Raw genomic sequence first — 12662 nt, 5'->3', positions numbered from 1 at the left:
TCTCGACTGGGCGTTCTGGTGCGTCCGGTACAGTGAGCCGCCGGTTCTGCGCCCGGCCGCCCTCTCTGGCGCGGGCCACACGTTACCGGGACCGCCGAAGCGCCCAATACCCCAGGCTGTCTCCAGCCACGACGAACGGATCTTCACGTGGTGAACCGCATCCACCCGACAGCAGTCATCGGCGAGGGTGTCGAGCTCGGCGAGGACAACGTCATCGGACCGTTCACGGTCATCGTGGGCCCCACCCGGATCGGGGACGGCAACTGGATCGGCCCGCACGTGACCATCGGTACCCCGGGTGAGGATCGCGGCCGCGAACACCCCGCCGCCTGGGAGGCCGCGCCGGACGGTGATCCCGATCACGACGGCCACGGCGTCGTCATCGGCGGCCGGAACCGGATCCGCGAGTACGTCAGCGTCCACCAGGGCACCTGGCGCACCACCAGCATCGGTGACGGCGGCTACTTCCTCCGCGGCAGCCACATCGCCCACGACTGCATCGTCGAAGACGCCGTCACGGTCGCTTCGAACGTCATCACCGGCGGCCACTGCCACATCTGGTCCGGGGCGAACCTGGGCATGGGCGCGATCCTGCACCAGCGGGTCGTGGTGGGCCCCGGCGCGATGGTCGGGATGAGCTCCGCGGTCCGCAAGGAGGTGGGCGCGTTCACCATCGCCGTGGGCAACCCCGCGCGGGTGACCGGCGTCAATACCGTGGGCCTGTCCCGCCGAGGCCTGGACGAGGCCGCCATCGAGGCGCTGGGACCTTGGCTGAAGGGTAAGGCCGGTCTCCCTGAGGACGGGCTGGCCGACCGGCTGCCCGGCGACCTCTCTACCTTGGTGAAGGCGTGGGACGCCCGTCCACGCGACGATCATTAGGAGTACGGACATGGCGGAAGTCGCCGGCAAGCTGCGTGAGGTCTTCGTCGAGGCGCTGGACCTCGACGGCGAGGTCGACGTCGAGAACCTGAAGTACCGCGACATCGAGGCCTGGGACTCGGTCGGTCACATGGCGCTGGTCGCGGCCATCGAGGACGAGTTCGATGTGGAGTTCGACACCGACCAGGTGATCGACATGTCCAGCTTCAAGGTCGCCGTCGACATGGTGACCGACCTCCAGTCCAAGTGATGCTGGACGGAAAGGTCGCCCTGGTCACCGGGGGTACCCGGGGCATCGGGCTGGCCACCGCGCGGGCGCTCGCCGAGGCGGGCGCCACCGTCGTGCTGACCGGTCGCGACGAGGCGAAGGCCAAGGAAGCGGCGTCCGCGGCGGGGGCCGCGAGCGGGCTCGCCCTGGACGTCACCGACGCCAAGGCCGTGTCGACGCTGGTCCGCGGGGTGGCCAAGGAGCACGGCAAGCTCGACATCGTGGTCGCCAACGCCGGGATCATGGAGGACGCGCTCCTCGGCATGATCCGCGAGGAACTGGTCGACACCACGCTGAGCACGAACGTCGCCGGCACGCTGCACACCGTCCAGGCCGCGGCCCGGGCGATGATGCGCAAGAAGACCGGTGCCATCGTCGTGCTGGCCTCGATCGTCGGTGAATACGGAAGCGCAGGTCAGACGGTGTACGCGGCCTCGAAGGCGGCGGTGGCGAACATCGCGCGTTCGGCCGCGAAGGAGCTCGGCCGTTCCGGGATCCGGGTCAACGCGGTGGCGCCCGGCGTCATCGACACCGACCTGACCTCGGGCCTGACCGAGGACGCCAAGGCCGAGAACATCGGCAAGACCCCGCTCGGGCGGCTCGGCACGCCCGAAGACGTGGCGAACGCGATCCGGTTCCTCGTCAGTGATGACGCTTCGTTCATCACCGGGCAGGTGCTGGGCATCGACGGAGGACTTGTTCTGTAATGACCCTTTTGGGTGTGGGTGCGCGACTGATCGAGGTCACGAGCGGCAGGACGCTCGAGGGCGAGGAACTCGACACCGAGGTCACCCGCGTGGGTGCCGCGTTGTCGCTGCTGCCGCCGGGCGCGCTGTTCGCGCGGATGTCGGTGGACCTCGAAAGCGTCCTGAACTACCTCGGCGCGTTCGAGGCGGGCCGCGCGATCGCGCTGATCGACCCGGCGCTGGACGCCGACGTCCTCGCGGGGCTCATCGAGCGTTTCCGCCCGGCCGCCGTGCTGTCCGCGCCGGACGCGCCCGCACCCGAGGGGTACGGCGTTTCCGACGGCCACTGGGTCCGGAAGTCCACCGAGGGCGTCGAGCCGCATCCGCATCTCGCGGTCCTGTTGCCGACCAGCGGTTCCACCGGCAACCCGAAGCTGGTCCGGCTCTCGCGCGGCGCGATCTTCGCCAACGCCGACGCGATCGCCGAGGTGCTCGGCATCGACCGCCACGAGATCGCGCCGACCAGCCTCCCGTTGCACTACAGCTACGGCCTGTCGGTGCTGAACTCGCACCTCGTCCGCGGCGCGACCGTGGTCATCGAGCCGTCGGGTGTGCTCGGTCGCGGGTTCTGGGACGCGGTCAACGAGCACAAGGTCACCTCGCTCGCGGGCGTGCCGTACCACTACGAGATGCTGCGGCGCCTGAAGTTCGACCCGGCGAAGTACCCGACGCTGCGCACGCTGACTCAGGCGGGCGGCAAGCTCCGCGACGACCTGGTCGCCCAGTTCAACGACAGGATCCGCGAGGTCGGCGGGCGGATGTTCGTGATGTACGGGCAGACCGAGGCCGCCCCGCGGATGACCACCGTCCCGGCGGAACGGCTCGCGGAGAAGCTCGGCGCGGCCGGACCCGCGCTGCCCGGCGGCTCCTTCGCGATCCGGCGCGAGGACGGTTCCGAGACCACGCATCCGAAGATCGTCGGCGAGGTCGTCTACCGCGGGCCCAACGTGATGATGGGCTACGCCGAGGACGAGGCGGGGCTGGCCGCGGGCGACGAATACGGCGGCGTTCTCGCCACCGGCGACCTCGGGTATCTCGACGAGGACGGCTTCCTCTACATCACCGGGCGCCTCAAGCGGATCGGCAAGGTCTTCGGCAACCGCGTCAGCCTGGATGATCTCGAGCACGCCGTGCGTTCCGCCTCGGTGGGGATCGACGTCGTGGCCGCCGTCCCGGCCGGGGACAAGGTCGTCCTGTTCGCCGAAGGCGCCGACAAGGACATCTGCAAGGACGCCGCGAAGGCGCTGTCCGAGCGGCTGCACCTGCACACGAGCGGGTTCGACGTCCGCGCATGCGACACCGTGCCGCTGCTGGCCAGCGGCAAGATCGACTACCGGTCGCTGGAGGCCCAGGTATGAGTGTGTTCACGCTTTCGCAGGCTGAGCGCGAGAAGCATCTGCTTCCGCAGCTCGCCGAATTGACCGCGCACCACCGCGAGAACTCCGAGGGGTACGAGCGCATCCTCTCGTCGCTCGGCATCGCGCGGGACGCGTCGTTCGGCTCCATCGCGGACCTGCCGTGGCTGCCGGTGCGGATGTTCAAGACGCACGACCTGCGCAGCATCCCCGAGTCCGAGATCTTCAAGACGCTGACCTCGTCGGGTACCACCGGCGCGGGCGCGTCGCGGATCTACCTCGACAAGGCCGCCGCGGGCGCGCAGACCAAGCAGCTCGGCGCCACGCTGCAGGAGGTCCTCGGCGGCGAGCGGCTGCCGATGCTGATGGTCGACACCATCGGCATCATCAAGAACCGCCGTTCGTTCTCCGCACGCGGCGCGGGCGTGCTGGGCATGGCGAACTTCGGCCGCAAGCACACCTACGTCCTCGACGAGAACGACCAGCCGGACGTCGAGGCGGTCAAGACGTTCCTGGCGACGTACGGCGACAAGCCCTTCCTGATCTTCGGCTTCACCTTCATGGTGTGGCAGTACCTCTACGAGGTCGCGCGCGAGCACAAGCTGGACCTGTCGAACGGGATCCTGATCCACTCCGGCGGCTGGAAGAAGCTGATCGACCGCGCGGTGGACAACACCGAGTTCCGCCGTCGCTTCAAAGAGGACACCGGGCTCACCCGGATCCACAACTACTACGGGATGATCGAGCAGATCGGCACCGTTTTCCTCGAAGGACCGTCCGGGAACTCGTTGTACTGCCCCGATTTCGCCGATGTGGTGATCCGGAACCCGGAGACCTGGGAAGAGCAGCCGGTCGGCGAGCCCGGCGTGATCGAGGTCGTCAGCACACTGCCGCACTCGTACCCCGGGCATGTCCTGCTCACCGAGGATCTCGGTGTCTACAACGGGATCGACGACGGTGACTGGCCGGGCAAGCACTTCTCGGTCATGGGCAGGCTGCCCAAGGCCGAGGCCCGCGGTTGCTCGGACACCTTCCAGGGAGCGGCGGCATGAGCCTGAACCAGCGTTTTCCGCTCGCGGACGCGATCGAGGTCGACAAGCTCGTCGAAGAGCTGCGGGCCGAGCCGGTCGGCGGACGGCTTCGCGTGGGTGATCCGCGTGTCGTCGAGTTCCTGACGAAGTTCGCGCGCAAGCTGCTCGCCCCCGCGACGGCCCGCCGCTTCCCGGAGCTGGCGTCGCTCGGTTTCTTCCTGCGCAAGGGAGAAATCGCCAAAGCACTGTCCACTTTGGAGACTTCCGGTGACGCGCTGCGCTTCCCGCGCGGCCTCGTCTTCCACGTGCCGCCCGCCAACGTCGACACGATCTTCGTGTACTCGTGGGCGCTTTCCGCGCTCGCGGGTAACCACAACGTCGTCCGGGTGTCGTCGCGTTCGGCCGGTGCGGCGGAAACGGTGCTGGAGGCACTGAACGCCGCACTGTCCGAAGTAGACGCCGACACGGCCGCCGCGATCACCGCGACGCAGCGCATGGTCACCTACGACCGCAGCGACGCGATCAGCGGCGCGCTGTCGGTCGCCGCCGATCTGCGGGTCATCTGGGGCGGTGACGCCTCGGTCGCCGCGCTGCGCAAGTACCCGCTCGCCCCGCACGCGCGTGACCTGACCTTCCCGGACCGGTCGTCGTTCGCGGTCGCGTCGGTGCGCGGCTGGCAGAACGCCTCCGAGGCCGAACGCCGCGGGGCGGCCGAGGGTTTCTACAACGACTCGTACTGGTTCGACCAGGCCGCCTGCTCGTCGCCGCGCGCGGTGTTCTGGGTCGGCGACGAAGACGGCGCCCGTGAAGCGGGTCAGGAGTTCCGGAAGCTGCTCGCCGAGGTGCTGGCGACGAAACAGCACGTCACCGAGCCCGCCATGGCCGTGCAGAAGCGGGTGTCCGCGTACGGCGCGGCCGTCGACGGGCTCGTCAACGGCATCGAATTCCAGGGCAACGGCATCGCGACACTCGAACTGGCTGACCCCGCAGTCCTGCCGCGCGAATGGCTCGGCGCGGGTACTTTCGCCAACGCGCGGGTCGACACGCTTTCCGACCTCGTCCCGATCGTGCTCCGCAAAGATCAAACCGTCGGTCAATTCGGCTTCACCAAAGAAGAATTGGCGGAATTCGTGACGGAATTGGCGGGCCGCGGCGTCGACCGGGTCGTTCCGTTCGGCTCGGCCCTGACGTTCTCCGCGATTTGGGACGGCTACGATCTGCTGACCGAGTTCAGCCGCTTGGTGACCGTACAGGCCTGACCTGCGGTGACGAGGTAGCAGCAGAGGAGGTTCAGTGACGACGGTCGAAACGCCCGAGGAGGAGTCTTCGGTTGCGATAAAACAACCGAAATCCACCAAGGCGAAGATCCTCGACGTCGTCCGCTGGGTCGCCATCCTGCTGGTCGTCGGTTTCGCGGCGAAGACCTTGGTCGCCAATTGGGGTGAATTCTGGCGGACCTTGTCCGAGGTCGCGTGGGAATCCTCCACCTTGAGCCTGCTCGCCCTCATCGCCGCGATCATGGTGTCGACCTACGGCTGGCAGGTCATGGTCGACGACCTCGGCAAGCCGATCGGCTACGCCCGCGGCGCGCAGATCTGCCTCGTCGGCTCGCTCGGCAAGTACGTGCCGGGTTCGGTGTGGGCGTACCTGCTGCAGATGGAGCTGGGGCGCAAGGCCGGGCTCGCCAGGGCGCGGATCTTCACCGGCTCGCTGATCCAGCTCGGCGTCGGCGTGGTGTCCGCGCTGGTCGTGTCGCTGCTCGCGGCGCCCGCGGTGTTCAGCAACAGCCCGCGGGCGCTGTGGCTGTTCGTGCTGATTCCGGTCGGCCTGGCGATGCTGCACCCGCGCGTGCTCACCTGGGGCACGTCGCTGGTGCTGCGGATCCTGCGCCGTCCGCCGCTGGACCACCGGCTGAGCTGGTCGGTCGTCGGGAAGGTCTTCGGCTCGTCGACCGCGGCCTGGGCGCTTCAGGGCGTGCACCTGTGGCTGCTGGCGAACTCCGTCGGCACGCCCGGGTTCAGCGGGTTCGTGCTGTGCGTCGGCGCGATGGCCGTCGCGATGACCGTCGGGACGTTCGCGTTCATCCTGCCCAGCGGGGTCGGCGTCCGCGAGGTCGCGCAGGTCGCCGTGCTGACCGCGTCGGGCCTCACCGTCGTCCAGGCGACGGCGTTCGCCATCGCCTCCCGGGTCATGTTCACCGTCGCGGACCTGATCACCGCCGGTGGCGCCGCCCTCTCGGCCCGCCTCGTGACCTCCCGCGTTTAGTCCTCTGAATGCGGTCCTTGCGCGTGCAACTACCGCATTCAGAGGACGAAATGCGTCAGGGGTTCAGCCGGTAGATGACGGCGTCGGCGTTGCGGTACACCTCGGTCACGAAGTTCAGCCCGTCCAGATCGCGCAGCCCGGCCTGGCGCGGGGCACCCGTCGGGTAGCCGTATTGCCCGAGAATCACCCACCGCACGTTCAGCCGCGCCACCGCCGCCCGCACCTGGGCGTTCGACGGGTACTCGCGGAAATGCCACTCCAGCAGCCGCGCGTCCGACGGCGACAGCGTCTCGTCGAAATGCCCGGAGGTCGTGCGGACGCCGGAGAGCGCGTAGGTCCACACCGTCCCGTCCAGCCGGTCGTTCAGCGCGCGCTCGCCGGGTTTCACGAACTCGGCGAGCTTCTCCATCGCGACGACCTCGTCCGGGCTCACCGGCAGCTTGTGCGGGTCGACGCCGGGCGTGTTCGCGTAGCCGGGCGCGACCTTGTCCGCGTTGGACGGCGCGTAGAAACCGTTGCTCAGGAAGGCGAACGCGCCGAAGACCGCCACCGCGACGGCGAACGCGGGCACCTTCCGGTGCGCCACGTTGTCCCGGAGCCACGCCTGCGTTTCGGCGAGGCCGTGTGCCGCGATGATCGCCAGCGGGATCGCCGCCATCGACATGAACCGGTACGGGTCGTTCCACCACGGCCGTGACAGCGCCAGCACGAGCGGCTGCTCGGACGACGTCACCGCGATGTAGGCGAGCCCGGTGATCAACGCCGTCACGCCGATCCAGCGCAGCCCGCCCAGCCGCGAGAAGAAGATGAAGCCCAGCAGCAACGCGGCCGAAAGCCAGACCTGCGGATACGGCTCATGGTGCTGGAAGCCCAGCAGCGCGCCGAGTGCCGTCGTCGCCCGCCATTCGACCGGCCAGCTGCGGTAGGGCACCTCGCCGTTCGCGAGCCCGATCGCGCCGAACAGCTGCAACCACGCCACCAGGATCGCGACGACTCCGACGATCGCCAGCGCGCGCAGGTCCCGGCCGATCCGCCGCCACTGTTCGCCCGGCGCGATCCAGCGTTGCAGCAGCAGCGGCCCGGCGAACAGGATCGAGCCGAACAACGCGGACGAGTGCACGCACAGCAGCCCGACAGCGGCGGCCAGCAGCACGAAACCGGTGTCGGGAGCGGGCCGGTCGAGGTAGCGCTTCACCGCGACGGCGGCCAGCGGGGTCAGCGCCAGGCCGAGCAGGAACGGGAGCAAAGGTCCCCTGCTCATCGATTCGTACAGGCCCATCACCGGCGCGATGGAGACGAGGGCGGCCGCGCCCGCGAACACCGCGCGCCCCCGGAACACGCGCACCATGGTGACCAGCGACAACGCCAGCAGCGCGGGCAGCAGCGCGGTGTTCACGTCCAGCGTCAGCGGGATGCTCGCCGGGCTGAGCAGGTACACCACGGACGCGAGCAGGTGGTACGCGTTCGGGTAGAACACCGGTGCCGCGTCGCCGTACCAGTTGACCTCGCCGGTGCCGAACAGGCTGCCGTCCCCGGTTTCGGCGATCTGCCGGACCCCGTTGGCGTGATAGACGGCGTCGAACCCCTGCGGGATGGCGTCCAGCCTGCCCATCCCGCGCACCACCGCGTACATCCCGACGGCCGCCGCGAGCAGCAGGCACGCCCCGACCGCGAGATGACCGGACCGTCCCCACAGCGGTTCGTCGGGCTCGGGCGGCCAACGGCGCAGGGTGAGCCGCCGCAGGCCGTACGCGAGTCCGGCGAACAAGGCCGTCGCCACCGCGTACGTCACCGGGTTGAACGGGAGTCCGAGCGCGGCCGCCCACGGCCCGGCGAGGCCACCGATGGCGTAACTCAGCAACGGCGTCATCCCCGCGAGCACCCAGCCGCGCAGGCCGGCGGCGAGCCCGGTGAGCAGACCGGGGAGGCCGATGACGAGCAGCGCGACGCACAGCGTGACGACGTCGGCGGACAGGGAGGTCTGGGTGGGCACGGGCTACCTCGGGTGGGGAATCCGCACAGAACCCCCGAGGTGCGGAACGGAATGGGAAGCCAGATTAACCGCCGGGGACCGTTACCCGAAGGAGTCACATCCTGACGGGCAAAACGGTGGGCCGTTGCCTACTTTGTGCACACTTGCTGGACCATTCGTGTCAAATGACTGCGCCGAAAGAAACACACCGGCGCGGTGATCGATACTTGACCGTAGTCTTTCGTCAGGGGAGTGGCCGGCCCGGGAAGGTGGGGGATCAGGTGGTGATCGCGCTTGTCGTCGCCTGGTTCGTGGTCGCGGTCTTCGTCCTGGTGGCCTGGGCCAGAATCGGCGCGGACAAGGCGTGGCGCGCCGTCGCGCTGATGCTGACCCTCGTTTTCTCCCTGGTGCACCAGTTGATGTTTTCGACCATCTCGGAGGACGCGTACATCACTTTCCGTTACGCCCAGAACATCGCCGACGGCAATGGCCCGGTGTTCAACCCCGGCGAGCGGATCGAGGGTTACGCGAATTTCCTCTGGATGATCGTGATCGCGTTGCCGAAGGCCGCTTTCGGGGCCGACATCGAGAATTCCGCGATCGTTCTCGGCGTTCTCGCCACGCTCGGCGCGGTCCTGCTCGCCCACGTGACGGTGAACCGCGTGGTCGCGCGGGCGGCCGGTGAGGCGCGCCCTGCCTATGGCGTGGCCGCCGCGGTGCTGGTCGCGGGTGCCGGAGGCCTCGCCGCGTACGGCGGATCGGGTACCGAGACGCCGTTGTTCGTGCTGCTCGTGTTCGGTGTCTTCGCCGCGCTCGCGGCCCGGCGGCCGGTGGTCGCGGGTGTGCTCGTCGCCTTCGCGATGATGACGCGCCCAGCGGGGTTCCTGCTCGCTGTGCTGGTCGGGATCTGGCTGGTCGTCGCGGCCCTGCGCGGCCGCTACACCTGGTGGTCGCCGGTGGGGTCGCTGCTCGGCGGGTTCGTCTTCGCGGCGCCGTGGATCGCCTGGCGGGTGACCTACTACGACCATGTCCTGCCGACGTCGGTCATCATCCCCTTCGACCTCGACCTCGCCGCCCGGATCGACGGCGGGTGGCGGTATCTGTCGGGTTTCTCGCTGGTCCACCAGGGATTCCTGCTGCTCGGCCTGATCTCGGTGGTGGCCCTGCCGCTGCGCCGCACCGGCCGGACGCCGCACGAGGCCGAGGCCAGGTCGCTGACCTGGCTGATGCTGGCCACCGCCGTCGCGCTCACCGCTTTCGTGGTCTTCTTCGGCGGCGACGCCGGGCCCGCCTGGCGACTGCTGGCGCCGATCCCGCCGCTGCTGTCGATGGCGGCGGTGTCGATCTACGGTGTGCTCGTCTCGGGCGCGAAGCCGAGCCCGCGGCCGCGTCCGCCGGTCCAGCGGCTGATGCCCGCCGCCGCGGTGGCGTTGTCCGGGCTCGCGGTGCTGGTGTCGGTGTTCAGCCCGGAGATGCTCGCCCGCGTGCGCGCCTGGCACGACCACGGCGCGCAGATGGAGGAGATCGGCCGCTGGCTCGACGCCTATCTGCCGCCCGGTTCGGTCGTGAGCACCTCCGCGCCCGGCGTGCTCTCGTACCACGCCGGGACGCAACTGCAGATCGTCGGCGTCCGGGGCCAGACCGAGGAAGCGGGCGAGGCCGTCGTCTCCCGGCGGCGTCCGACGATCGCCGTCATCACCGACAGTGGCTACTCGGCGAAGCAGACCTGCGTGATCGACCCGGCGTACGCGGCGAGGTACCGCGTCGCGACCTTCGCGCGCGAAGGAACCTCGTCGTGGATCACCGTCTTCATCCGGGCGGACGTCGAGCGGGCGGTCACGTCGGCCCTCGACCGCTCGCCCGATTTCCGCCACGTACCGTGCCTCTCGTGAGTGTCGACGAACGCGTTTCCCCCAGCAGACCGGCAGCGCTCGAGGCTCGTTCGCGCCTGTTCGGCCTCGGTGTGTTCGCCGCCGCGCTCACCGTGCTCCTGGTCCGCTTCCTCGTGCCGCGGCCGATCGCGATGTCCGACAACGGCGACGGTTTCCGCGTGCTCTGCGGCGCGGGCATCCCGTGGAAGGGTGAACCGGAGGGATTCGTCCACCTCGCCTACACCGTCCCGGCAGGCGAATGCGACGCCACCTATCTCCTGACCCAGAGCTGGTTCGCGCGGATCGCACGGTCGATCGGCGGGTTGCTCGGCCTCGAATCGACGCTCAGTCTGGTCGTCCTCGGCGTGCTCACCAGCGTCCTCGCCGCCGCGGCGGTCGCGCTGATCGTCGCCGGACTGCCGTATTCGCGCCGTGTCCGCGGTTTCGCGGCCGTGGGACTGCTGCTGGTCGTCGCGGACTCCGCGTTCTTCGGCTACTTCGCCTCGGTGCTCGGCGAGGGGGCCGCCTTTCTCGGCCTCCTGCTCGCCGTCGGCGGCTTGCTGGTCGCCGCGCGGCCTGGCTGGTGGCGCTACGCGGGTCTCGCCGTGCTGCTCTTCGGCGGCCTGATCGCGGTGAACGCCAAGGTCCAGACGCTGATGATCCTGCCGTTGCTCGCGCTGGCCGCGCTGCTCGTCCGTCCGGCGGGAGTCCGCGGCCTGAAGCGCTGGCTTCCCGTGGTGTTCGTCATCGGCGCGCTCGCCGGGGGCACGGCCTACGCGCAGCAGACCGTCGAACCGGCGAAGCTGCCCGACGGCTCGCTCGCCGCGCGGCCGGGCGACGATTCGCGGGAGATCAACATGTTCAATACGATCTTCCTGACCATTGTGGACGGTCGGCACGACACCGGGGCCGATCTCGCCGCGCTGGGGCTGCCCGCCTCGTTCGGCCAGTACGCGGGCAACGGCTGGTGGCATCCGAAGCCCGCGACGCAGGATCCCGAGTACCCGAAGTACCGCGAACAGATCAGCAGGCGCAACGTCGTCGGCTACTTCGCGACGCACCCCTGGCGCACCGTCGAGATCCTGGATCGCGCGGCGGGCGATCTGCTCACCGCGCGGCCGCCCTACCTCGGCAGTTTCGACCGTTCGGCCGGCTTCGCCCCGGAGGCGCAGGAATACCGCGTCCCGATCGTTTCGACCGTGACGAAACTGCTGGCACCGCTGGGTTTCTTCGCCCTGCTGCCGATATGGGCCCTGATCGCCTGGCGTGGCTGGAAGACCCGGCGCGCCGCGCTGGGTGTCGCGCTGGGCCTCCTGCTCGCCGTCGCCGCCGGGCAGTTCGTCCTGGCCGCGCTGGGCGACGGCTTGGAGAACGTCAAGCATCAGGTGATCGCGCTGTACTGCACGGTGCTCGGCGTCGCTCTGGCACTGGTGACCTTCGCGCGGCAGGAACGCTCGGAGTGATGTGACCTACGCTACCGTAGGTTGGTTACCCTACGGTAGCGTAACCTGAACGAATGGCTGAGCTCGTTTACCCGCCCGTCATCATGGCGGCGAAGTTGATGTTCCGGGTGCTGGACAACCGCATCCGGGTGGAGGGGACCGAGCACATCCCGTCGACGGGCGGGGCGGTCATCGCCTGCAACCACGTGAGCTACTTGGACTTCATCTTCTGCGGGCTCGGCGCGCAGCCCGCGAAGCGCCTGGTCAGGTTCATGGCGAAGAAGGAGATCTTCAGCAACCGTGTGGCCGGGCCGCTCATGCGCGGTATGCACCACATCTCCGTCGATCGCGGCGCGGGTCTCGCTTCGTACCGCGAAGCCGTCGAGCGCTTGAAGGCCGGAGAGGTCGTCGGCGTGTTCCCCGAGGCCACGATCAGCCGGTCGTTCACCGTGAAGGACATCAAGTCCGGCGCGGTCCGGATGGCCGCCGAGGCGGGTGTCCCGGTCGTGCCGATGGCGCTGTGGGGCACGCAGCGGCTGTGGACCAAGGGGCGCCCGAAGGACCTCACCAGACGCCACGTCCCGATCTCGATCCTCGTCGGCGAGCCGATGCACCCGAAGGCCGACGAGGACGCCGAAGTCCTCTCGAAGGACCTTCGCGTGCGGATGTCGGCGCTCGTGGACCGCGTCCAGGCCGGCTACCCGGAGAAGCCGTCGTCCGACGACGAGCGCTGGTGGCTGCCCGCGCACCTCGGCGGCACCGCGCCGACGCCGGAAGAGGCCGCGAAACTCGATCGCGAAGGCCGCTAGACCGCCTTGCCGTGGGTCGTGAGT

General features: G+C 69.3%; 11 protein-coding genes. 10 read left to right on the top strand and 1 reads right to left on the bottom strand.

The window, feature by feature from the left end; translation table 11 throughout:
* Window positions 1–147: 147 nt before the first annotated feature.
* The 7 genes from AC069I_RS05080 to AC069I_RS05050 are packed head-to-tail and all read left to right on the top strand — an operon-like array spanning window position 148 to window position 6544.
* Complete coding sequence (locus AC069I_RS05080) at window positions 148–879, top strand: UDP-N-acetylglucosamine acyltransferase (RefSeq protein WP_478264878.1); 732 nt, start codon at window positions 148–150, stop codon at window positions 877–879.
* Between the two features lie 10 nt (window positions 880–889).
* The gene (locus AC069I_RS05075) at window positions 890–1129 is read left to right on the top strand and encodes an acyl carrier protein (protein WP_005149592.1); all 240 of its coding nucleotides are present in this window, start codon (window positions 890–892) and stop codon (window positions 1127–1129) included.
* A complete protein-coding gene (locus tag AC069I_RS05070) occupies window positions 1129–1854 on the top strand; it encodes an SDR family NAD(P)-dependent oxidoreductase (RefSeq protein WP_478223749.1) in 726 nt (241 codons plus the stop codon). Before AC069I_RS05075 ends, AC069I_RS05070 begins: the two co-directional genes overlap by 1 nt.
* Window positions 1854–3251 (top strand): AMP-binding protein, encoded by a 1398-nt coding sequence (locus AC069I_RS05065; RefSeq protein WP_478264877.1) that lies wholly within the window; start codon window positions 1854–1856, stop codon window positions 3249–3251. Before AC069I_RS05070 ends, AC069I_RS05065 begins: the two co-directional genes overlap by 1 nt.
* Entirely contained in the window at window positions 3248–4300 is a 1053-nt protein-coding gene (locus AC069I_RS05060) for a LuxE/PaaK family acyltransferase (protein WP_478223747.1), read from the top strand. Before AC069I_RS05065 ends, AC069I_RS05060 begins: the two co-directional genes overlap by 4 nt.
* The gene (locus AC069I_RS05055) at window positions 4297–5538 is read left to right on the top strand and encodes an acyl-CoA reductase (RefSeq protein ID WP_478264876.1); all 1242 of its coding nucleotides are present in this window, start codon (window positions 4297–4299) and stop codon (window positions 5536–5538) included. Before AC069I_RS05060 ends, AC069I_RS05055 begins: the two co-directional genes overlap by 4 nt.
* Before the next feature lie 34 nt (window positions 5539–5572).
* On the top strand, window positions 5573–6544 hold the full coding sequence (locus AC069I_RS05050; protein ID WP_478264875.1) for a lysylphosphatidylglycerol synthase transmembrane domain-containing protein: 972 nt from the start codon (window positions 5573–5575) through the stop codon (window positions 6542–6544).
* A 55-nt stretch (window positions 6545–6599) separates the two neighbouring features.
* On the opposite strand, the gene AC069I_RS05045 is transcribed toward AC069I_RS05050, so the two are convergent.
* Window positions 6600–8537, bottom strand: a complete 1938-nt coding sequence (locus AC069I_RS05045) for a DUF6541 family protein (RefSeq protein ID WP_478223744.1) — start codon at window positions 8535–8537, stop codon at window positions 6600–6602.
* Between the two features lie 260 nt (window positions 8538–8797).
* On the opposite strand from AC069I_RS05045, the gene AC069I_RS05040 reads away from it, so the two are divergent.
* From AC069I_RS05040 to AC069I_RS05030, 3 genes are read left to right on the top strand one after another with little or no spacing between them, the layout of a single operon-like run.
* The gene (locus tag AC069I_RS05040) at window positions 8798–10408 is read left to right on the top strand and encodes a hypothetical protein (RefSeq protein ID WP_478223743.1); all 1611 of its coding nucleotides are present in this window, start codon (window positions 8798–8800) and stop codon (window positions 10406–10408) included.
* Window positions 10405–11850, top strand: coding sequence for a glycan biosynthesis hexose transferase WsfD (gene wsfD / locus AC069I_RS05035; protein ID WP_478223742.1), 1446 nt, complete (start codon window positions 10405–10407; stop codon window positions 11848–11850). Before AC069I_RS05040 ends, wsfD begins: the two co-directional genes overlap by 4 nt.
* A 53-nt stretch (window positions 11851–11903) precedes the next feature.
* Window positions 11904–12638 (top strand): lysophospholipid acyltransferase family protein, encoded by a 735-nt coding sequence (locus AC069I_RS05030; RefSeq protein ID WP_478223741.1) that lies wholly within the window; start codon window positions 11904–11906, stop codon window positions 12636–12638.
* Window positions 12639–12662: the final 24 nt, after the last annotated feature.

Source organism: Amycolatopsis sp. NPDC043885, assembly GCF_056435685.1.
The sequence above is the reverse complement of the archived record's forward strand: the minus strand, read 5'-3'. Positions and strand labels throughout refer to the sequence as shown.